The following is a 21,011-nucleotide window of genomic DNA, read 5'->3' on the forward strand; positions in this document are numbered from 1 at the left end:
TCACAGCGTTAACAGGCGGTCGCCTTTGACTTCTTCGGCCCTCCACGCAATCAGCGCAAATTTACCGTCCGCATGTTCGTCAATACGGTTGATCCATTCCACCTCGCTCGCCGCTTTTGCCGCCAGCATGGGGTCGGTGGTGTCCGTACCATAAAGAGATTGATTGACTATCCACCATTTTGCGGCAATTCCCGCCCGCTTCAGATCCTCTTCCAGACGCAGCGCCTCGTAAAAGGGGGTCGCTTCGGGCAGGGTAACAATGACGACCTCGGTTTCGTCGGATTTCAGCCGGGGCAGCAGCCGCTTTACCGATTCGGGGATTTCACCCTTGGTTCGTTCGATTTCATGGTTATAGCTCTGTGTGGATTCCAGCAGAAGCAGAGTGTGACCCGTAGGAGCAGTGTCTATTACCACCACCTGATCGTCGGCCTTTTCCACTACCTCCGCAAAGGCGCGGAATACGGCGATTTCCTGGGTGCAGGGGGAACGTAAATCTTCCTCCACATAGGCAATATCTTCGTCGCTCATCCCCGACGCGCGGGCTTTGGCAAGCACCTCGGATTGATACTTCGTCAATTCTTCGGCCTCGTCAATATGACTCATGGAAACACCGCTGGTTTCGTCCAGCACAAATTTAAGATGCGCGGCGGGGTCGGTGGTGGTCAGGTGGACTTTCTTTCCGCGCTTCGCAAGTCCCAGCGCGACCGCGGCGGCGACGGTGGTTTTGCCCACGCCCCCTTTTCCCATTGTGAAAATGACACGCTTGCCGCCTGCCGCCAGTTCGTCTATGATGACGTTCAGCGCGGGGACATGGGCGGCGTTCAGCGTTTCCTTGTATGTGGCCACATGGTCGGTATTCAGCAAGGCACGCACATTGGCGAGTCCCGTGACATTATAGGCCCGCAGGGGCACCATATAGATTGGGAGCACCTGTAAGCCTTCCGGCATCTTGGCAAGAGCTGCCCGTTGTTTTTCATACAGGCTGAAAGACAAAGCGTCGCTGTATTCCGTCAGCACGCCGTTGACAATCAGAACTTGATGATATACTCCTAACGCGGAAAGCTCGCCGGAGGCCCGTTCCGCCTCCTTGAACGGCGCAGTTTCGGGACGGGTGACGAGAATCAGCGTAGTGAGGTTTTCGTCTGCCAGCGTTTCCATAGCCTGTTTGTAAACCGCTTTCTTGCTTTCCAACCCGGAAAGCTGTCCCAGGCAGGACGCGCCGTGCGTGCTTTCATTGATAAAATTGCTCCATGCGGACGGAAGCTGGAGCATCCGCAGGGTGTGGCCCGTGGGGGCCGTATCGAAAATAATATGGTCGTATTCCTGCTGCGCCTTACCGTCTGTAATGAAGCCGGAAAACTCATTGAACGCCGCAATTTCCACAGTACAGGAGCCGGAAAGCTGTTCTTCCATATTGGAGATCACCGGCGCGGGCAGCTTGCCGCGATAAGGCGCGATCACGCTTTCCCGATACTCGGCGGCCGCCTGTATGGGGTCAAGGTTTGCCACAATCAGGTTCGGTACGCCGGGGATGGGCGTTCCTTTGTTCGTCAGTTCCATTGAAAATACATCCTGCAGGTTTGAGGCCGGGTCGGTACTAATCAGCAGCACCCGCTTTCCGTTGTCTGCCAGCGATACTGCGGCGGCACAGGCGATGCTGGTTTTACCGACGCCGCCCTTCCCGGTGAAAAACAGGTATTTCGTCAGGGGAATCGTCAAGGGATGAAAAAGCTCCATCAGCAGCAGCCCCCCTTGCAGCCACAGTCTCCTGATTTTTTCCGGGTGATTTTCACCTTTACAGGCTTGCTCTGTTTTGCCAGCAGCTCTTCAGGAAGATCGAGCAGCTTTGTAAATTCTTCGTTGGTTGGGTATCTGCCTTCCATGACAATTTTATCGTCCAACATGATAACCGGGAGACCCTTTGGGCCATGGGCATTGATATACGTATTGATTGCTCTGTTGTTGACAAACTCCATCGGCGCATTGTTCAGATTGTAGCGTCCGACGGGAATCCCATGATTTTTCAACGTATTCAGCACAGCGGAAATACGGAGCAGTTCGGGATCGACGCCTACTCCGCAAAGGCCGGTGGAGCAGCACATGGCCGGTTCAAATATTTCCATTTTTTTCATAACAGACAACTCCATTCTAAGATTTATTGGGATTTTAATTCCGGGAATCGGCGGCGGGCCTTGATAATAAACCGCACCAACAAGAGCATAAGGGGAATCGCAGCCTGCATTTCAACCGTCGCAGCCGGCATCACGGGGCAGATCATGAGCCAATCGTCACCCAAGGGTCAGGAATTTTTCAAACAGACCGGTCCCAACGTTTTCTTTCGCTCAATGGTTATCGCATCCTTTACAGCAGCCTGTAACTCCCTTGCAGATACAGTTTTCCTTATCGGAGGTAATGGCGCAGAAAAATTGTTTTGTTTTGCTGATGGTATCGGAGTCCAACGAGTAGTACGTCCATTTGCCTTCTTCTCTGCCCTTGACAAGCCCGCACTCGCACAGGAGCTTCATATGATGGGACAGAGTGGATTGGGACATCTCAAATTTTTCTAAAATCATGCAGGCGCAGAGCTCCCCACAGGAAAGCATATCTACAATCATGGCTCTTTTGGGATCCCCCAGCGCCTTAAATACTTTTGTATATTCCGAATAGTTTTCCATGCCGGCACCTCAAATCTATAAATTTCGATATGACTATTATATGCATCAAATCGAAAAATGTCAATATGAAATTGAAATTAAATTTTGCAAATAGTTACCCCCGGCACAGCCGGGGGTAACTATTTAATAAGAAAAACGGATCAGCATCTGCCAGTCCGTATCTATCGTATTGCTTGCAGTTTCATAGAATGCAAAGCTATGTTACCTGTTTGGATTCCAATATATTCTGCAAAATTCTTCGACCTGCTTATCAAGCAATATCAGTGCAGTTTCTTCTTTCTCCGGCTCTCCCATATATTTAGTAAGCAAAAAGAAAATGGGAGAATAAAAGCTTACTGCCATTATTTCAGGATCAATCGAAATAAAATACCCCTGTCGTGTCATTTCACGAAATAGATTTGCCTGATAAGTAATGCTTTCTTCCATAAATATTCTGTGATAAATTTTGTAGATCTCTGGAGAGTGGTACTGCTCCATCATTGCCATTCTCCAAAAGCGTGAAATGAAATCATCTTTCAGATAAAACAAAAAAATTTGTCTGCTAAGAGTCCGGAGACCGTCAATGTTCAATTTTCCATATGCATTTGCTTCTGCCTTGCAGTCCCCTGAGGCCAGCCCGGCCACAGGAGAGAGTCCGGACATACGGTTTTGCATTTCTTTCACTATCGTGTCAAAAATCTCTTTTTTGCTTTTAAAATGCTTATACAGTGAACTGCCCTTGATTCCTACCGCATCCGCAACATTCTTTACGCTGGTTCCTTTGTAGCCTTTTGTGGAAAAGAGCGTCAGGGCCTCTTCGATAATTTTTTCTTTTGTTGTCATGTTGACTCCTTCAGTAGCATCTTGACCTGTGTCTCTTGTTCAAAGAGGGCACATCCGCCGGTATGCTCCCGCACCAGGTAGCCCTGCCGCAGCTTTTGAAAAAAGGGAGATTGCAAGGATTCCTGCAAAGAGGTATCAGAAACATTGACATCCGAGTACGGAGAAAACGGACAGGGCTCCGCCCCTCCAAATGCATTGATATGAAAAAATCCCCGCCCTGCTGCCAGGCAGCCTCCTGAACTTTTTTCATCTCCCGGAAAAGCAATCATTAACATATCCGAACGGCTGGCCCTGACAGCATCAAGTCTCTGGGCCATCCGTTTTCTGGCTTCGTCATCCAGCGCCAAATCAGCGGTCCGATGATCTACAGGAACATATTCCACATAAATAATTGCTTTACAGCCGTTGGCGCTCAATTCGTCGATAAAAGAATCCGATAAAACCTCCATCAGGTTCTGTTTTGTCACCGTGACGGAAGCTCCGAATAACAGCTGCCTGTTATGTAGTTCCTGCAGCGCGGTACGCAATCGTTGATAAATCCCGGCCCCACGTCGGGCATCCGTCGTCTCGCGATTTCCCTCAATGCTTACAATCGGGATTAAATTCCGTTTCCGATCCAGCAGTTCCAGATAGTCCCGATCAAACATCGTTCCGTTTGTAAAGACCGGGAACAAAATACTTGTATACTCTCCGGCTGTTTCCAGCACATCGCGTCGAACAAAGGGTTCACCGCCGGCCAGAAGGATAAACCCTATCCCTAAATCGGCTGCCTCCTGAAAAATGCTTCCCCACTGTTCCGCTCGCAGAAGCTGTTGGGCATTTTCGTTTGAATCTTGGTCATAGCAGCTATGGTTGGCTCTTGCGTAGCAGCCTTTGCAATGCAAATTACATTGTGTAGTGATACTTGCAATCAGAAACGGCGGAATATGCTGTCCATTTTTTCGCGCTGCCTGCCGTAGTTTGATGGACCGCTTACTCTGCGCGGCATACTTCGCCATAAAACAACTCTCTTTTGGGTTGCACAGAGTTGCTTTCAGAATACCCGATACGATATTTTCAACTCCGTCGGTCAAATACGATTCAAGATGAAAGGCTGCCTTCATTATGTTTTTCCCCTTGCAGTAAAGCTATTAAATACTATCTTTAAGTATAGCTAATAAGCGTTAGCTTGTCAAGGCATAAAACAAAGTTAGCTTTTGTCTGTTTACAATGTTTTTTCCGAAGCTAAACAAATTTCGGACTGCTACGATCTCTGACCTTTAAATGCAGCATACCGTACAAGCAAAGGGACATAAGCTGTATCGAAAGGCATGGTGATAAAATGGGAAAAAAGGAAACGCAGGTAATTTGCAAAAGTGTTTTCAAAAGCGGCGGGAACACGACATTAAAAGAACAATTCACACAAAAGTGGATTGAGGTTATCAATCAAATTGAAAAAAATAAAAGGATAACAACCGAAAAGCGGTAATATGCAGGCCATTTGCTTATACTGGTAAATAAAATATAAGAAATGGCTTGTTCTGTCTCTATGGAGATATGAAGATATGAAAACAGCTATCTATTGCCGCTTATCGGAAGAAGACAGAAACAAGCATGCTGAAACGGACGACAGCGAAAGCATCCAGAATCAGAAGTCCATGCTGATTCAATACGCTATGGAAAAGGGGTGGGAAATCTATCATATTTACAGCGATGACGATTACACAGGTGCGGATAGAAAACGTCCGGAGTTTAATCACCTATTGGAGGACGCGCAACAGCATAAATTTGATATTATCCTTTGTAAAACGCAATCACGATTTACCCGCGAACTGGAATTAGTCGAAAAATACATTCACGGCTTATTCCCCGTTTGGGGTATCCGTTTTGTAAGCATAGTCGATAATGCGGATACCGCTAATAAAGGGAATAAGAAATCCCGGCAAATCAACGGGCTTGTAAATGAGTGGTATCTGGAGGATATGTCTGACAATATCCGCAGTGTTCTGACTAACAGACGGAAAAACGGTTTCCATATCGGCGCTTTTGCTCTCTATGGGTATCAAAAAGACCCGGAGCGGAAGGGGCACCTCATCATTGATGAGGAAGCCGCTGCCGTGGTCAGGGAAGTTTTCGTTCTTTTCTCACAGGGGTATGGTAAAACAGCCATCGCTCGTATGCTCAACGACAGGGGCATACCCAATCCAACGGAATATAAGCGTTTACATGGGCTGCGTTATCAACAGCCAAAAATGAAAAACAGTACTCTTTGGAAATACTTTGCTGTCTCAGATATGCTGACAAACGAAATCTATATCGGCAATATGGTACAGGGAAAATACGGCAGCGTATCCTACAAAACCAAGCAGAACAAGCCTCGGCCGAAGAAAGAATGGTATAGGGTCGAAGGAACACATGAGCCAATTATAGAAAGGGAACTTTGGAATAAAGTGCAAGCTCTGATCGCACAAAGAGCGAAACCATTCGATGTAGGTACAATCGGACTGTTTGCACGAAAAGCCCGCTGCGCGAACTGTGGTTATATCATGCGTTCCTCTAAAAACCGTGGGAAACACTACCTGCAGTGCTCAAACCGCCATGTAGCAAAGGATGCTTGTACCGGCTCTTTTATTTCCGTTGATAAATTGGAGCAAACTGTCATTTCCGAGCTGAATCGTTTGACAGCAGAATATCTTGACAAGGACGAATTATCGCAGCGGATCAAATTTTGCGATCATTTGCAGGAACAAAAATCCCGTATCCTTGCCGATATTGCAGTCTATGGGAAAAGGATTGCAGAGTATGCAAAAGGAATTCGCGATCTGTACATGGACAGAGTGAGGGGCACTATCACAGAAAGCGATTTCGTGGAATATTCAAAGAGTTTCACCGCTGAAAAAGAGCGGTTGGAGCATGTTGTAGCTGACGGTCAAAGGCGGCTGTCCGAAATTGATCAAAAAACGGAAACGGGTGATAACCGTCGGCAGTTGATCGAGCGATACACCAGCGTTGAACGCCTCAGCAGGGAGATCGTTGATACATTGATCGATTACCTATCAATCGGCAAACGAATTTCCGGTACAAGGGATGTTCCTATTGAAATCCATTGGAACTTTTAGCGCAAAGTTGTTTTTATAGGATTGCAGCAGAGCAGAAAGCGCGCACCACCTATGACAATATCCTGCGCTTTACCGACGACCCGGACGTCCGTGACCCGATTAAGTTCCTGCGCCAGCGGGAAGTGGTTCATTACCAACGTTTCGGCGAAGGCCTGCGTATCATTACCGATCAGCTTGATTCGAAGAATTTCTATGCTTTCAATCCGGCGTTTGATACAAGAAAATAAACTCAGGTATGATAATAGCCCTCCCAGCAGTCAGAATGCCGGGAGGGCTATTTTATCAAACAGGGCCTCAGGCAGAACGATACGAACCAAAGCCCATACGGATTAAGCGACGATGCAGCCGTAAAGCTCCGTAAACGGATGCGTTTTGCAGTCCTTTAACAGTTCCGTGTAAAAATCCAACGCGTCATCAATGGTACCAATTCCATAGGAAATTTCATAATTACGATAGGCCTCTGTGTGCTGCGTCAGTTCCAGAATTCCCTTTTCCAGCCGCGGAATAAAGGAATCCGCAGGCCCTATGTCTTCCTGATTCAGAACCGTCCAGCCGCTTGAAGCCTCAATCAGACTGCGGAGGTCCCATAAGATGCTATGATCTCCGCCTATGGTGACCCATTTATCGCTTTGCATTTTTACACATAAATAAACACGATATTTCATCAGATTTCCCCCATAAATTTTCCGCTATTATAGTAATTCGGACCGGAACAAGAATTTTTTGGGGTCGTCTGCAGGGAACACCCAAAAACTGCCTTTCAAGTGGCTGGCTTTATCTCCTGCTTTTGCCGGATTTTCTGAAACTTTCGTTCCCATTCCACGCTGCGCCGGATTTTCCGGTTTTCTTTTGTTCACTGTTTCCCCTGCCCGCCTCATCGTACCGCTCATTGCCCTTGGAACTGGCGCCCGAGCCCGTCTTCGGCCTGTTGTTTTTATTTCCCGCCGGCTCTCCCGCCGATTTTACTTTATCATCTGTCTCTGTCCCTGACCGGCTATTTCCGTTTTTTGCCGCGAAGGATTTTCCATTGGATGTTAACCCCGCGCCCTTTGTTGTCCCGGACCGGCCCTGATGAATATTAAACCTGCCGTCCGCCCGGGAAGAAGTTCCCTCCGCGGAGATCTTCGGCCACGCGGAAGAGGTACCGGCACCGCGGCGGGAAGCAGTACCCGTCGGGTCTTTATTCTGACCGTCCCCGGTTTTGGACTCCTGTTCAGCCGTTTCGATTGCCTTCCTGATATCCTTTACCGGTTTTTTCAGCCATTCCTGTATATCCACGCTTTCCGGGCTGTTCACGCTTGTCTGCAGCTTCTGTACCAAATTCAATTTTCCGGGAGTTGTCCCCAGGGACCGGGCCTCCTGCACCTGCCCATACCCAACGCCGACGGCCTCCACCTCGACCTGTGTGTTTGTATCTTCTACTGCCTGTTTAGCAGAACTCTGCAGCCCCTCCGCCAGCTTTTGGGAATTCTGTTCGTTTTCGCAGGAGGCCGCAATCAGGATTTCATCTGGATCCTCGGCGCTGAAATAACCGGTCCTGCCAATTTCCCCGACCGTATCCCGAATTGCTTCGTCAATGGTCTTATTCTTTAAATCCAGTTTCTGGATAATCTCCTCGCCGTCGCCGTTGACCGCCTCTGCGCTCAGCACCCTCTTAAATCTGTTGACAGAATATTCTATGGACGGATTTACATCAAGGCTGACATAAGAATACGGCGTGCAATAGGCCCACACACCCGCTCCGGACACAATGACAACAGCCGCTGCCGCCGATGCCAGCGCAGCGATTTTTCCCGGTTTCCTCAATCCCCGTTTCATCTCGATCTCTTGCCCAACCGCGTAATGACGATTTTTCACTTTGATGATACAGCCTTCGTCCGTCAGAGCAGCGGCATAAGACCCCCTGATTTCCACAATAACCGCTTTCATCTGTCCAGCTCCTCTCGAACGAACCGCATATACTCTGCGAGGAAGGGATAATCACCGGTCATGATCTCTACCGCCGCTATTATATACTTTCGGTGGCGTTCCAATATTTTTCGGGGCACCTTTGTGTCCTTTTCAATTGATTTCAAAGGCAGGTATTTTGAATTTCTCAGATCGTTCGTCAACAGGGGGCTGCGTATCAGATACGCAATTGCTTTCGCGCAGGATTTTTTCGTTTTCTCCGCCTTGGGAGAACAAGAAATCAAATCATAAAAAGAAAAGCCGTAGGAAGAAAAGACCTGATTGGCGGCTTCAATTTCCAGTTTCAGAGAATCGTCCGGCAGCTGTCCGGCCCGCTGAAAAACAGCTTTTCCAACCGCAGATTCCTCATTCTCATCATCCGGGTCGGAATCAAGGACAGAGAGGCTGACTGCGGTTTCGGCGCTGTGTCTGGACTGCGTGCGCAGGTAGTCGATCAGCCTTCGGCGGATCACCATCCTGGCAAACCCGACAAAGCCGCCTTTATCCAGCGAATAATCCTGAACCGCCTGAGAAAAAGCCAAAAGAGCGACGGACCATTCATCATCACTTTTGGAAACATAGCGGTGAACGGTAAAGGAGGCACATCTCAGGATAAACGATTCGTTCTGCCGGACAAAATCGTTCATTAGGCATTCATCATTGGCCGCCTGCACAGCTTTTCTGTTCATCTCCTGCAAGGATGTCCCCTCCATTCTTATCATTTAAAATGGATAATTTTGTCGTATTAAAAGGTATTTGTATATTTTACCGCATGAACTTTTGGATTGCAACGCAGTTCAGGAATATAAAGCAAAATGCCTGCCGCGGGTTGCTCCCGCGGCAGGCATCCTTTTTCTTTAAGATTCAAGCAACATTAATCGTAAGAAGAATATTGGCAAACGTTCGTTTTTCCCCCGTGAATATGGCAAGGCGGACGTCGGGCTGGCAGCAGGCGTTATAAAACGCGTGCCGCTCCAGGCCGCTTAGTTCCATTCCGCCGAGAAGTTCTTTGAATTCCCTGAAAATCGGCGGCTGTTCCCCCTCGGGGGTCATGACTTCCGCTTTTTCAAAATTGACGACTTCCCCCAGCACCTTCAGCACCTGAGTTACCTCCGGCATCCCGCTGGTAAGGCCCAGATAAACCTTGGCCGCACTCCCGCTTTTTGAATCGAGCGGATAGTTGCCGTCGGCAATCAGGATCTTGTCGCCGTGGCCGCACAGAGAAAGAAGGCGCATAATTTCCGGATGAATACAGGCTGTTTTTAACATAGCTGTTCCCCCTTATTTCTCGTTTTCTCTCAGGCTGCCCAGGGTTCCGCCCGGGTGCCACTTCACATAATCCTTAGGCGTGATTCCGCGGTTGACCTGAAGCACTACGCTCAGGCCCTGAAGGGCGACCATTTCCGCAAGGACGGAAAGGCGCGGCGCACGGTTCAGCGGGCCGCCCTCCTGTCCGACCCCGGCGAACAGGCAGGCGTCGCCCTTTTTAGCAAGCCAGGATTCCAGATTTCCCGTTACGGAAATCACCTTGCAGCCGTTATTTTTGATGGCTGTGACCGTGGATTTCAGTTCCCCGGTTTCGCCGCTGTTGGAAATGCAGATTACCACATCCCCGGCAACCAGCTGGCCGCAGGAGCCGTGCACGGCTTCGGTGCCGTGCAGAAAATAGGTCGGCGTACCGGTGGACGACAGCAGGGAAGCCATATACGCCGCGACATGGGACGGCTTGCCGATCCCCGTGATATGTACGCGGTTCCCGTTCTTCTCCGCATTCAGAATCAATTCCACCGCTTTTTCATATCCATCGCTTGTAATCGTCCCGGCAAACCCGTCAAATTCCTCTTTCGCCACACTGACAAAAGCCTGCAAAGCCTCCCGGCTTTCTTTTTTAATCATAGGTATCTCGCTCCCTTCGGGTTTATTTAAGGACTTCCAGCAGAGAAAAATCAAAATCCGTCCGATCTTCCCGCTTCATCAGTTCAACAACCTCCGAAAGGTGCGGCAGGGAAGGCTGAGCACCCATTCCGGAAACGGTCAGCGCCGCGGTATAGTTCGCGAAATGAAGCGCCTGCCAATGCTTCAACCCCGCGCAGACGCCGGTGATAAAGGCACTGACAAAGGAGTCCCCCGCGGCGGTCGGATCCTTTACTTCCACCACGTCGGCACACGGTTCATAGATAAATTCGTTCTGATTGGCAATCACGGCTCCCGCACTGCCGAGCGTGATCACCACATTTTTCACGCCCCTGGAAAGCAGGGAACCGACCGCCGCTTTCAGGTCGTCCTGGTTCACCCGGCTGCCTTCCCTGCGGATCTGAATGCCCGTAAGGTCGGCCGCCTCGTGCTCGTTCGGGGAGATATACGCCAGACGGGAAAGCAGTTTTTCAGAAAGCGGAGCGGACGGAGCCGAATTCAGCATCACCGGGACGCCCTTTTCAAAGGCATATTTCGCCACCAGCTCATTGATGCTCATCGGAATTTCCAGCTGCAGGACGACCATGTCGTACTGGCTGACGGCTTCCCTGAGGAAGCCGACTTCCCCGGGGACAATGGTCATATTGGCGCCCGGAACAACAATAATCCTGTTTTTTGCCGCCCGGCCGTCACCGACTTCCAGCAGCACGTTTCCAACCGCGGAGGATACTTCCGGGTCGGTCGCCACAAATCCGGTATGGATGCCGGACTCTTCGCAGGAGCCGATCAGCCGCTTTCCGAAATCGTCGTTCCCCACCTTGCCCACCATAGTGACCTCGGCGCCCAGCCGGGCCGCCTGCACCGCCTGGTTCGCGCCCTTTCCGCCGGGAGCGGTGCGAAAGCTTTTTCCCAGAACCGTCTCCCCGGAATTCGGGAATTTTTTCGTGCTGACAATCAGGTCCATGACGAAACTGCCAACCACCAAAATTTTGGGTTTCTTTTTCATATTTCTCCTCCCTACAGCTGAACGGTCATCGCGGAACCGGCTATGCTTTCACTTTTACACCGATGGAAGTAAGGGTGTCGATGAGAACCTTCTTCTCCTCCTCCGTAATGGGAGCGAGGGGTTTTCTGGCCGGGCCGACCTTGATTCCGGTAACCAGCTCGATGGCGGGACGCATAATGGAGTTGGGAAGAATTCTTCCGTTCTGGCCGCAGGATTTGCAGAATTTATAAAGGGGCACGAACAAATCCTTGGCCTTTTCATGATCGCCCGCTTCAAACGCTTTGATAATGGTTCTGATTTCGTGGCCGAAAATATGCGCGCCGCCGCTGACAACGCCCATGGCGCCCTGTACGATGGTGGGGAGCAGCATGATGTCGTCGCCGTTGAAAATAACGAAATTGGGATCGACTTTCCCGGTAGCGATAAAATAGTCCGTGATCTGGGTGGGGTTGATGCCGGCTTCGTCCTTGATGCCGATGATGTTATCGAATTTTGCCAGCCTTGCGACGGTTTCCGCTTCAATGTTGACCCCTACGAAAATCGGGATATTGTAGAGCAGGATATTGGCCGTTGTGCTTTCCGCCACCGCTTTGTAATGGTTGTAGATGCCTTCCTGTGTGGGTTTGTTGTAGAAAGGAGCGACTACCATGCACAGGTCGATGCCGCACTCAACCGCTTTTTTTGTCAGAGCAATCGTTTCCTTGGTGGAAGCGCAGCCGGTACCGGCGATGACGGGCTTTCTGCCGGCGACGGTCTTCACCGCCGTCTCCATCAGCCTGACGCGCTCGTCAAAGGTCAGAAGGGAAGCTTCTCCGGTGGTGCCGGTTACGATAAAGGAATCGCAGAGGTCGTTGGCGATGAGGTATTCAATCAGCTCGGCATATCTGCCATAGTTGACTTCTTCGTTCTCATCATAAGGGGTTACCAGGGGAAGAAGAATCTGGCCATATTTCGCTGTAAACTCTTTTCTTGTCATTTTGAATAACTCCTTCTTTGTTTTATTGAACAGCCTTCCGGCATGAAGACCGTTTCGATAAATCATCACCTTGTAAGATTGTCTGACGTCATAACTTCAGTATATACAAGAAAACAAAAATGTCAATCATTATTTCAAAAAAATAATTAGCTTGACAGATTTTTGAGCAATTTGTATACTGGTTGCATATCCGAAGCTAATGATACGGAGATGCAGCAAATGGAACAAATCAAAAGAATTTCATTAACGGACACCGTTGTGGACACCATCAAAGAACAGATTATCATGGGAACTTTCAAAGCGGGAGAAAAATTTGCACCCGAAGCAGCGCTGTGCAAGGAGCTGGATGTCAGCCGTCCGACCCTGCGCGAAGCGTTCAAAGTGCTGGAGGCCATGGGCTATGTGGAGCTGAAATCCGGCAAGGGTTCCTTTGTCGCCGACTGGAAAAAGAAGATCGAAAACAGCAAGCCGCTGTTTGTCGCCAACCGCGCCACCTTTCAGGAGTATATCCAGGTCCGCCAGGGAATTGAGCCGATTGCCATGCGCCTTGCGGTAGAAAAGCTGACGGATGAGAAGTACCGGGAGCTGGAAGCGATTCATTCCGCGTTCGTCAAGGCCGTCGACAAAAAGGACGCGGCTCAGCTATTGCTGCTGGACGAGGCTTTTCACGAAGAGATCATGAAGCTGTCGGGCAATAAACTGCTCATCAATATCAGCAAGAGCCTGGTCAACCTGTTCCGCCAGTTCCGCGCTTACACCTTCTCTGACAGCGGAGTCTACAGCAACGCCCTTCCCTACCACACCGAAATTCTCAAACAGATGAAGGAAAGGAATGTCGAGGGAAGCGTCAATACTCTGATCAGGCATCTGCAGACGATCGAGTCCGACATGCACGCGCTTTTGGGAACGATGATGTCAGAATAGGCTACGGCCCGCGGAAAATTATTTTAGCGGCGGGCGATTTTCTCTATTGACAGACTTTGCATAGTAAAGTATAATAACCACAAGATTAATTGTCAGACAATATTACAATCATATTGTTATGCTTGTTGGTTACCGCTTTCGGCATAAAGCGGGCCAGATTCGTCCGATGTCATGTGATTATGATATTAGGAGGAAGTTCCAGTGGCAGAGAAGAAGCTCTATGGCATTATCGCTCCGCTCATCACTCCCTTTACAAAAGACGGCGAGCTGGATGAGGCACTTGTTGAAAAGGAAATCAAATTTTTACTGAAAGCGGGCGTTCACGGAATCAGCCCCGGCGGCAGCACCGGCGAAGGAGCCGCTGTGACCGACGAGGAACTGGTCCGCATGATCGAACTGATCCGTTCGATCGACAGGGACATCCCGATTGTGGCCGGAATTATCCGCAACAGCACCAGGGCGGCCGTCAAAGGCGCGCTGGCCGCAAAGGCTGCGGGCGCGGACGCGCTGATGGTTACCCCGGTTTCCTATAATGTGCTTGTCCCGGACGACGAAGGCAACTACAGTTTTTACGAGGCTGTTTCCAAGGCGGCGGATTTACCGATCGTCATTTACAATGTCGTCCCCCAGAACACCATTTCCGCCCGCCTGTTCAGCCGTCTGCTCAACATTGAGAATGTGATCGGCATTAAGCAGAGCTGCGGCGGCATTATGGCATTTTACGAAATGAAGATGGTAAACGGCAGCCGCGGCAAAATATTCAGCGCGACGGACGACATGCTGTATTCCACCTATGAGCTCGGCGCGGACGGCGCTATTTCCGCTATTCTGACCGTATTCCCCGAGATCTGTGTGGAAATGTGGAACGACGTGCAGAATAAAAACAACGCCCATGCTCTAAAGCTGCAGAACAGGATGTACGCCACCTGGCAGGCCATCGCCGGAAACCAGTTCCCCATCCGGATTAAGCACGCCCTCCGTCTGCTGGGCAGGAACCCCGGCTATCCCCGTTCCCCGATCACCCATATTGCGGAGCAGGATCAGGAAAAAATTGAAACCGCTCTCAGAGAGGCCGGTTTCATTCAATAATTCTTCGGCACAATCCTTACATAACTCCCCTTTCTATTTTTATCCCCGAACCGATATGTTCCTGATTTTATTCATAAAGCTCACCTTTCGCATACTGTGACCACGGCTTCCGCCATCCGTCATCCGATGCGAGGTGAGCTTTTTCACATGCCCTGCCCGCATCGCGGACGGAGCGTAAAACATCCCTTCCGTTTACCGGAAGGGATGTTCGAGGGAGACAAAAGAAGAAAGCAGCTTGACCGGCAGGTTACATCATGTATTTCAGGTTGGCGCGGATCGCCCTGCGGAGCTCCAGATCGTCCTTGTCGGTAGCGTTCAGGATATAATCCGTCAGCTTTTCCAAAGTCGCGTCATCCGTGGAAATTCCGATTTCTTCCAAAGTGACCGGGACATGGATACTTGCCAGGAATTTTTTGATTGCTTCGATCTCCTTCTGCGGAACCCCGTTGACTCCCAACTGAAGGGGGATTCCCAGGCCGACCAGCTCTCCGTGCAGATACTGGCGGCGGACCTCCTTGTACATGCAGCAGACCGCGTCGTAAAAGTTATGGGCAAGGGCCAGCTGCTTGCCGCCGGTGGAAAGGTTGGAAACCAGCCCGGTAAGCATGATGTTGCAGCAAACGATGTCTTCCACCAGATCGCAGTGTTCCCCGTTTACGAAGGCTTCATAGGCCTTCTGCGCCTTTTCCAGATAGTTGTCGTAGGTGTATTTCGCAACGACCGTCGCGGCGTCGGTATTGGCACGGTTGTTGGCGGTTCCCAGCCGGATCATGGTAAACATGATTTCCGGGTTCTTCGCCATCGCGTCCGCGATGCCGGAGGCGAAATAGCGCGGCGGGCAGTCGTCCTGGACGATCTCCAGATCGACAATGACCGCACTGACCTCGTGATGCATAAACCGGCTTCCGTTGACCGACCCGTTTTCATTGTAAGCGACATAAAGGACGGCGTAGGAGGCGCAGGTGGCGGAGGAAGTGGGGACCGTAATGATCTTCACGTCCGTCAGGTCGCTGGCGGCTTTTGCAATGTCTATGGTTTTGCCGCCGCCCACACCGATGATAACGTCAGCGCCGCTCCCGCGGACCTCCTGAGCGATCTGTTCAAAGCTTGCATCCACTGCCGGCCCGTCAAATGCCTTTACCGCATAGTCCACCCCGGCCTGCTGCAGCTTCATTCCCATTTTCTTCATTACCTTGGCCAGTGTGGTTTCATCGCCTAAAATATAGGCTTTCCGGCCGATGGACGAAGCTTCGGCGCCGATTTCGTCCAAAGCGCCGTAATACTGTATGTACCGCCCCGCGCCAAGTTGGATCGCTTCCCGATTATTCATAAATCCGTACTCCTTCTGTATTGTAACATTGTTCGTTGAGCATACTGACTGATATCAGACAATCTATGATTGTAAAAATAATACCATCAATATCGGGAAATTACAACCCTTTTATGAAAAACAGGATTGATAAAATCCGGATTTATTTGTTAAAAGCCTCGTGCGCGGTCTCCGAACTGTCCTGCCCCTGCACCAGCATGGACATATCTTCCAGCGCGATCAGGATGTGCGTTTCCATTGCTTTGGAGGCTTCGGCGGGGTCGTGCCTGACCAGTGCCTGAATGATATCCTGGTGAGGCTTCACCGCGTGCGTACGGTTTTCCGGAATGGAATACGAGTGGGCGCGGTAGGACCTGAGCGCATCGGAAATCTGCGCGTTAATGGTGATAAACAGCGGATTGTGCGAGCCTTTCGCGATGCCGGCGTGAAAATATTCGTCGTACATAATGATCTGGTTGATCTGTCCGGTATGAATGGCCTGCACAAAATTTTCGTGGATTTCCATCAGGCTGGCCAGCTCGCTGTCCGTCATATTTGTGGCGCAGAGCTTTGCCATCATCTGCTCCACCGCAAGGCGTACTTCCATGATGTCCGCAATTTTATAATTGTTCACAGAAAACCAGTTCTTTGCAATGCTGGCGGTAATGTCGCGCGGCTGAGCGACAAACGCGCCTCTCCCGTGCTGAATATCCACATACCCCATCGCCTGCAGAATGCGAAGGGCTTCCCGAATGGTGGAACGGCCCACCTGAAGCTGCTGGCTCAGTCCGTTTTCGGAAGGGAGCTTATCCCCGGAAGAATAGTTCCCGGTAATAATATATTCTTTAATAGCTTCGACCACTTTGTCCGTGATGGAAACCTTTGTGATTGGCTGCATACGGCAGAACACTCCTCTCAATATACAGGAAACGTATTACTAAAAATAATTATAAAATGTTTGAAAGAAAAAAGCAACTAAGAACTTCATGATCTTAAGCCAAATTTGCATTTTTTGTCAGATCTCCTTACAGATGATTTAAAATATTGCACATAAAAAAATTAAAAGATTAAAAATAAATATATAATTAACTTAAAAACACTCTTGACAGATGGAATTTACTCTCGTATAATTTACATATGTTATCAGACAATCATATGATTTTATGATCTTACAAATCGGCGTGAAGGTCTTCGAGGATCCCATTCAGTATTATTTTAGGAGGAGAAAAAAACAATGAAAAAGGTCGAAACCATGAGTGCACACGGGGCAACCACCATCAGCAAGAGTTGGTTCAGGAAGATCACGGCTTTGGTAATGGCATTATGTTTGACATTTTCCTATGGGTGCGCGGGCAATTCACAGTCGTCGGACGTTTCCGGCAGTCCGAGCACGGCAAATTCCGCTGCAGAGCAGAAGTTTGACGGCAAAATCACCATCGGCGTTTCCGCAGGTATCACCGGAAGCATCCCGATGGCAGGCGAAAGAACGCTGCAGGGTGTAAAAATGGCGGTTGAGGAAATCAACGCCAAGGGCGGCGTGCTGGGCAAGGAGCTGGTGATTGAGGTCGCGGACGACCAATCGAACCAGAGCGTCGTTATCAACGCGGTCAACAAGCTGGCCAGCAACCCCGACGTGGTCGCCATTATCGGGCCCCACCTGAGCGGCAGCGTCATGGCGGCCAGCGATACCCTGAAAAAGGCGAAGGTTCCGTTCCTGTCACAGGGAACCAGCCCGAAGCTGAGAACCATCGGCAACGAATATCTGTTTAAAATCAGGCCCTGCGACGCGATTTCCGCGGAAGTCGCCGCGAAATACGCGGTGGAGGACCTGGGCGCCAAAAAAGTCGGAATCTCCTACAACAACAACGATTTCGGCGTAGGCGGCAAAGGCGTGATCGAAGCCTATCTTACCAAGGTCGGCGTCCCCTTCGTTTCCGAAGGACACAACTCCGGCGACAAGGACCTGACCGGTCAGATCATGAAGCTGAAAAACGAAAATGTCGACGTCGTGATTTCCTGGACGGACGACGCGGAATCCGCGCTGACAGCGCGTCAGTTCTATGAGCTTAACCTGAACAAGCCTGTCATCACCTCCACCGCCACCTCCACGCAGCAGGTGCTCGACCTGATCGACGAAAAGGCCGTCGAAGGCTTCTACAGCGTATGCGACTTCGTAATTACCGATCCGTCCGAGGAAGTGCAGGATTTTGCAAAACGTTTTAAAGAAAAATACGGGATTGCCCCGGATCAGTACGCGGGCAACAACTACAGCGTCACTTACCTGATCGCGGACGCGATCACCCGCGCCGGCAAAGCCGACAGGGAAGCAATCCGCGAGGCTTTGGCCAGCACCAAGGATGTTTCCGGATTATCCGGTACATATCATGCCGACAGCAACAACGAGTTGATCCACGAGTGCAAGCTGGTTCAGATCAAGAGCAAGGTTCCTCAGGTTATCAAGACGATTTCTGTCGACGTAAAGTAAGTGCACTTCCCGCCTGTTGTTGCATCTTGCGCCGCAGCAACAGGCGGATTTTTTATGACAATACGGAAAGAAGATGAAAAAAACAATGCTGGAAAGCGTCTTGCAATTAATCGTAAGCGGCGTTGCCATGGGCTTTATTTATGCTCTGGTCGGCATCGAATACACTCTGGTCTGGAATTCAACCGGTCTTTTGAATTTCAGCCATGACAAATTCATTATGCTGAGCGCCTACATCTTTGCGGGTACCTTCGTAATCCGGATGGGCCTTCCCCCGGCCCTGGGGGTGCTCGCGTCCTTGCTGGTAATGTTTCTTTTCGGCGTGCTGGTGGCGGTCGGGATTTTCAATCCCCTGCGCAGCATGGCCTCTCCTATTTTTGCCGTTATGGGCACCGTCGTGCTTGGACGGATCATCTCGGAATTGGTGCGTCTGATCTGGGGGCCCATTCCCTTCACCCTTCCGAATTATCTGACGGGAACCTATCAGATTGGAAACATAATTATCGGCCGCGTCAATGTCTGGATCATTGTCATATCGTCTCTGCTGGTCGCCTCGCTGCAGATTTTCTTCAAGACGACCAAAACGGGAAAGGCCATGCGCTGCGTACAGCAGAACAAAAAAGCCGCCACGCTGATGGGAATTGACGTCAGCAAGAACATCGTGTTTACCATCGTGCTCAGTTCCCTGGTATGTACGGTCATCGGCATGCTCGTCATCCCGCTGTTCACGGTGGATACCGCCATGGCGAATATGATCGGGCTCAAGGGCTTTTCCTCCGGCGTCATCGGCGGCTTCGGCTATCTGCCCGGCGTCATCGCGGGCGGCGTTTTCCTTGGCGTCCTGGAAAATTTCAGCACCATCGTGCTTCCGGCCGTTTATAAGGACTGTGTCGGCTTCGTGCTGATGATCATCTTCCTGCTGGTCCGTCCGTCCGGCATTTTGGGACACCGGAAAAACCTGCGTTAGAAAGGAGCATGCCGGATATGAAAAAAGTTAAAATTGCGCTGATGGCTCTAATCCTCGCTTTGCTGGTCGCGTTCCCCCTGTTCGACAGCAACCTTTACCATCAGCAGCTGATGAATCAGGTGTTTGTCAATATCATTGTGGTCATGGGCCTGAACTTTATTACCGGCCTGACCGGCCAGATGAATCTGGGCACGGCGGGCATTTTCGCGCTTGGCGCCTACGGCTCCGCGCTGACGTGCACCAAGCTGGGCACCCCGGTCTGGCTCGGCTTCCCGATTGCCATTGTGATCGGCTTCCTGATCGGAAGAGGGCTCGGCTACCCCAGCCTGCGTGTAAAGGGCGTCTATCTGTCGCTGACCACGATCGGCTTCAGCGAGGTCGTCAGGCTGATTCTCACCAACGCCATCGATTTTACGGGAGGCTCCCAGGGCGTTCAGAACATCCCTTTCCTGAATCTGTTCGGGTTTGAATTCAACACGCCGTTTAAAATTTATTACCTCTATTTCGCTCTTACCATTATTATGGCCATCGCGGCGGCAAGAATCGTTTCCTCCAAATGGGGCAGGGTCTTCAAAGCCATCCGCGACAACAGCGACGCGGTGGAAGCGTGCGGAATCGACGTCGCAAACCTGAAAATCCTTGCCTTCACAATGGCGGCCGTCTACGGCTGTATCGGCGGTTTCCTGTATACCCACATGATGGGCTACATCAATCCGACGGCGTTCAATCAGGACCTGTCGGTAAACTACCTTGTTATGATGATGATCGGCGGCATCGGCTCCGTAGCGGGAAACATACTGGGCGCCGTCATGGTAACCCTTTTGCCGGAAATCCTGCGCTTTATGCAGAATTATTACTGGCTGATTTTCAGTATTATCACGCTGATTTTCGCAGTGTTCCTGCCGTACGGCATTGTGTCGCTTTTCAAAAAATCGGAAAGGCAGGAAAGGCATTTCGATATATTCCATTCCATTAAGAAAGCCCGGGAAATATGGGGAGGAAGGATCGCCAAATGAAGACAATATTAAGAACTGAAAATGTTGTAAAAAACTTTTCCGGGCTGGTCGCGGTACGCGATTTGTCCTTCGAAATGGCTGAGCGGAACATCCACGCGCTGATCGGGCCGAACGGTTCCGGAAAAACCACGACCATCAACATGATTACCGGCGCTTTTCCGGTAACGAGCGGCCGGATTTTCTATGGGGACACCGAAATCAGCGGAATGCCCACCCACCAGATCGCCCGGCTGGGGATCGGAAGGACGTTCCAGAACCTGAAGCTGTTCACCTCCATGACGGTGATGGAAAACCTGATGGTGGGCGGCCACCAGATGATGCCCGCCGGCATTCTCCGCTTTCTGGTCGATCCCGCCAAAAGCAGGCAGGAAGAAAAACAGGTGGAGGAAAAAGCAAAGCAGGTTCTGGATTTTATCGGCATGTACGACCTGAAGGACGAAAAAGTCTCGTCGCTGCCGTACGGACGCCAGAAAATGACCGAGCTGGGCCGCGCGCTGATGATGGACCCCAAGCTGCTTTTCCTCGACGAGCCCGCGGCCGGGCTGAATCCTTCCGAGCGTGTGGAGTTCGTCAATATCATGCTGAAAACCTTCGACCTTGGCATCGACCTGTTCCTGATTGAACACAACATGGACGTCGTCATGAACATTTGCAGCCGGATCACCGTTCTGAACTTCGGTGCAAAAATCGCAGAGGGTACGCCGGATGAGATTAAGAACAACGAGGAAGTCATCAAGGCATATCTGGGCAACAGATACCAGTCCGAGAAAGCCTAAAGGAGGAGGT

21 protein-coding genes and 1 pseudogene are annotated in these 21,011 nt (G+C 50.5%); 8 read left to right on the forward strand and 14 right to left on the reverse strand.

The annotated features are described in order from the left end of the window. The 5 genes from arsA to VXK30_RS13695 all read right to left on the reverse strand — a co-directional run bounded on the left by arsA (position 1) and on the right by VXK30_RS13695 (position 4,600). Positions 1 to 1,737, reverse strand: coding sequence for an arsenical pump-driving ATPase (gene arsA / locus VXK30_RS13675; RefSeq protein WP_275715290.1), 1,737 nt, complete (start codon positions 1,735 to 1,737; stop codon positions 1 to 3). After that, the gene (gene arsD, locus VXK30_RS13680; RefSeq protein ID WP_275715288.1) at positions 1,737 to 2,132 is read right to left on the reverse strand and encodes an arsenite efflux transporter metallochaperone ArsD; all 396 of its coding nucleotides are present in this window, start codon (positions 2,130 to 2,132) and stop codon (positions 1,737 to 1,739) included. Before arsD ends, arsA begins: the two co-directional genes overlap by 1 nt. A 210-nt stretch (positions 2,133 to 2,342) precedes the next feature. After that, positions 2,343 to 2,675: an ArsR/SmtB family transcription factor gene (locus VXK30_RS13685; RefSeq protein ID WP_275715286.1), complete on the reverse strand. Its 333-nt coding sequence runs from the start codon at positions 2,673 to 2,675 to the stop codon at positions 2,343 to 2,345. Positions 2,676 to 2,876: 201 nt separating this feature from the next. After that, a complete protein-coding gene (locus VXK30_RS13690; RefSeq protein WP_275715284.1) occupies positions 2,877 to 3,497 on the reverse strand; it encodes a TetR/AcrR family transcriptional regulator in 621 nt (206 codons plus the stop codon). Further along, a complete protein-coding gene (locus VXK30_RS13695) occupies positions 3,494 to 4,600 on the reverse strand; it encodes a radical SAM protein (protein WP_275715282.1) in 1,107 nt (368 codons plus the stop codon). The genes VXK30_RS13690 and VXK30_RS13695 overlap by 4 nt, the downstream gene beginning before the upstream one ends. A gap of 441 nt (positions 4,601 to 5,041) precedes the next feature. Between VXK30_RS13695 and VXK30_RS13700 the strand changes: the two genes are divergently transcribed. Continuing rightward, positions 5,042 to 6,595: a recombinase family protein gene (locus tag VXK30_RS13700; RefSeq protein ID WP_275715280.1), complete on the forward strand. Its 1,554-nt coding sequence runs from the start codon at positions 5,042 to 5,044 to the stop codon at positions 6,593 to 6,595. Between the two features lie 20 nt (positions 6,596 to 6,615). Next, a pseudogene (locus VXK30_RS13705) lies at positions 6,616 to 6,822 on the forward strand (manganese catalase family protein); the annotation flags it as partial. A 102-nt stretch (positions 6,823 to 6,924) separates the two neighbouring features. On the opposite strand, the gene VXK30_RS13710 reads toward VXK30_RS13705, so the two are convergent. From VXK30_RS13710 to dapA, 7 genes are all read right to left on the reverse strand, one after another. Then, positions 6,925 to 7,260, reverse strand: a complete 336-nt coding sequence (locus VXK30_RS13710; protein WP_275715278.1) for a hypothetical protein — start codon at positions 7,258 to 7,260, stop codon at positions 6,925 to 6,927. 109 nt (positions 7,261 to 7,369) lie between these two features. Further along, entirely contained in the window at positions 7,370 to 8,524 is a 1,155-nt protein-coding gene (locus VXK30_RS13715) for an anti-sigma factor domain-containing protein (RefSeq protein WP_275715277.1), read from the reverse strand. Further along, complete coding sequence (locus VXK30_RS13720; RefSeq protein ID WP_275715563.1) at positions 8,521 to 9,231, reverse strand: sigma factor; 711 nt, start codon at positions 9,229 to 9,231, stop codon at positions 8,521 to 8,523. The genes VXK30_RS13715 and VXK30_RS13720 overlap by 4 nt, the downstream gene beginning before the upstream one ends. Positions 9,232 to 9,406: 175 nt before the next feature. Then, positions 9,407 to 9,811, reverse strand: a complete 405-nt coding sequence (locus VXK30_RS13725) for an RbsD/FucU family protein (protein ID WP_275715276.1) — start codon at positions 9,809 to 9,811, stop codon at positions 9,407 to 9,409. Positions 9,812 to 9,823: 12 nt separating this feature from the next. Next, positions 9,824 to 10,438 carry a KpsF/GutQ family sugar-phosphate isomerase gene (locus tag VXK30_RS13730; RefSeq protein WP_275715274.1) on the reverse strand — a complete coding sequence of 205 codons (615 nt, stop codon included), beginning with the start codon at positions 10,436 to 10,438 and terminating at the stop codon, positions 9,824 to 9,826. Between the two features lie 22 nt (positions 10,439 to 10,460). After that, complete coding sequence (locus VXK30_RS13735) at positions 10,461 to 11,462, reverse strand: ribokinase (RefSeq protein ID WP_275715272.1); 1,002 nt, start codon at positions 11,460 to 11,462, stop codon at positions 10,461 to 10,463. A 40-nt stretch (positions 11,463 to 11,502) separates the two neighbouring features. Continuing rightward, positions 11,503 to 12,438, reverse strand: a complete 936-nt coding sequence (gene dapA, locus VXK30_RS13740; RefSeq protein WP_275715270.1) for a 4-hydroxy-tetrahydrodipicolinate synthase — start codon at positions 12,436 to 12,438, stop codon at positions 11,503 to 11,505. A gap of 219 nt (positions 12,439 to 12,657) precedes the next feature. On the opposite strand from dapA, the gene VXK30_RS13745 reads away from it, so the two are divergent. Together VXK30_RS13745 and VXK30_RS13750 are read left to right on the forward strand one after the other, a co-directional pair. Next, a complete protein-coding gene (locus VXK30_RS13745) occupies positions 12,658 to 13,362 on the forward strand; it encodes a FadR/GntR family transcriptional regulator (protein ID WP_275715268.1) in 705 nt (234 codons plus the stop codon). Positions 13,363 to 13,563: 201 nt separating this feature from the next. Further along, on the forward strand, positions 13,564 to 14,451 hold the full coding sequence (locus VXK30_RS13750) for a dihydrodipicolinate synthase family protein (RefSeq protein WP_275715266.1): 888 nt from the start codon (positions 13,564 to 13,566) through the stop codon (positions 14,449 to 14,451). Positions 14,452 to 14,698: 247 nt separating this feature from the next. Here the strand turns inward: VXK30_RS13750 and VXK30_RS13755 are convergent, their stop codons facing one another. Beyond that, positions 14,699 to 15,781 (reverse strand): iron-containing alcohol dehydrogenase, encoded by a 1,083-nt coding sequence (locus VXK30_RS13755; RefSeq protein WP_275715264.1) that lies wholly within the window; start codon positions 15,779 to 15,781, stop codon positions 14,699 to 14,701. A gap of 142 nt (positions 15,782 to 15,923) precedes the next feature. Next, a complete protein-coding gene (locus VXK30_RS13760; RefSeq protein WP_275715262.1) occupies positions 15,924 to 16,658 on the reverse strand; it encodes a FadR/GntR family transcriptional regulator in 735 nt (244 codons plus the stop codon). A gap of 336 nt (positions 16,659 to 16,994) precedes the next feature. Here VXK30_RS13760 and VXK30_RS13765 point away from each other — a divergent pair, with 336 nt between their 5' ends. The 4 genes from VXK30_RS13765 (at position 16,995) to VXK30_RS13780 (ending at position 21,001) form a co-directional block, all read left to right on the forward strand. Next, a complete protein-coding gene (locus VXK30_RS13765) occupies positions 16,995 to 18,245 on the forward strand; it encodes an ABC transporter substrate-binding protein (protein ID WP_275715260.1) in 1,251 nt (416 codons plus the stop codon). 73 nt (positions 18,246 to 18,318) lie between these two features. Then, positions 18,319 to 19,209, forward strand: a complete 891-nt coding sequence (locus VXK30_RS13770; protein ID WP_275715258.1) for a branched-chain amino acid ABC transporter permease — start codon at positions 18,319 to 18,321, stop codon at positions 19,207 to 19,209. Positions 19,210 to 19,226: 17 nt separating this feature from the next. Continuing rightward, positions 19,227 to 20,225 carry a branched-chain amino acid ABC transporter permease gene (locus tag VXK30_RS13775; RefSeq protein WP_275715256.1) on the forward strand — a complete coding sequence of 333 codons (999 nt, stop codon included), beginning with the start codon at positions 19,227 to 19,229 and terminating at the stop codon, positions 20,223 to 20,225. Then, positions 20,222 to 21,001 (forward strand): ABC transporter ATP-binding protein, encoded by a 780-nt coding sequence (locus VXK30_RS13780; RefSeq protein WP_275715254.1) that lies wholly within the window; start codon positions 20,222 to 20,224, stop codon positions 20,999 to 21,001. Before VXK30_RS13775 ends, VXK30_RS13780 begins: the two co-directional genes overlap by 4 nt. Positions 21,002 to 21,011 lie beyond the last annotated feature (10 nt).

Source organism: Caproiciproducens sp. CPB-2, from assembly GCF_036287215.1.
Classification (GTDB): domain Bacteria; phylum Bacillota; class Clostridia; order Oscillospirales; family Acutalibacteraceae; genus Caproiciproducens.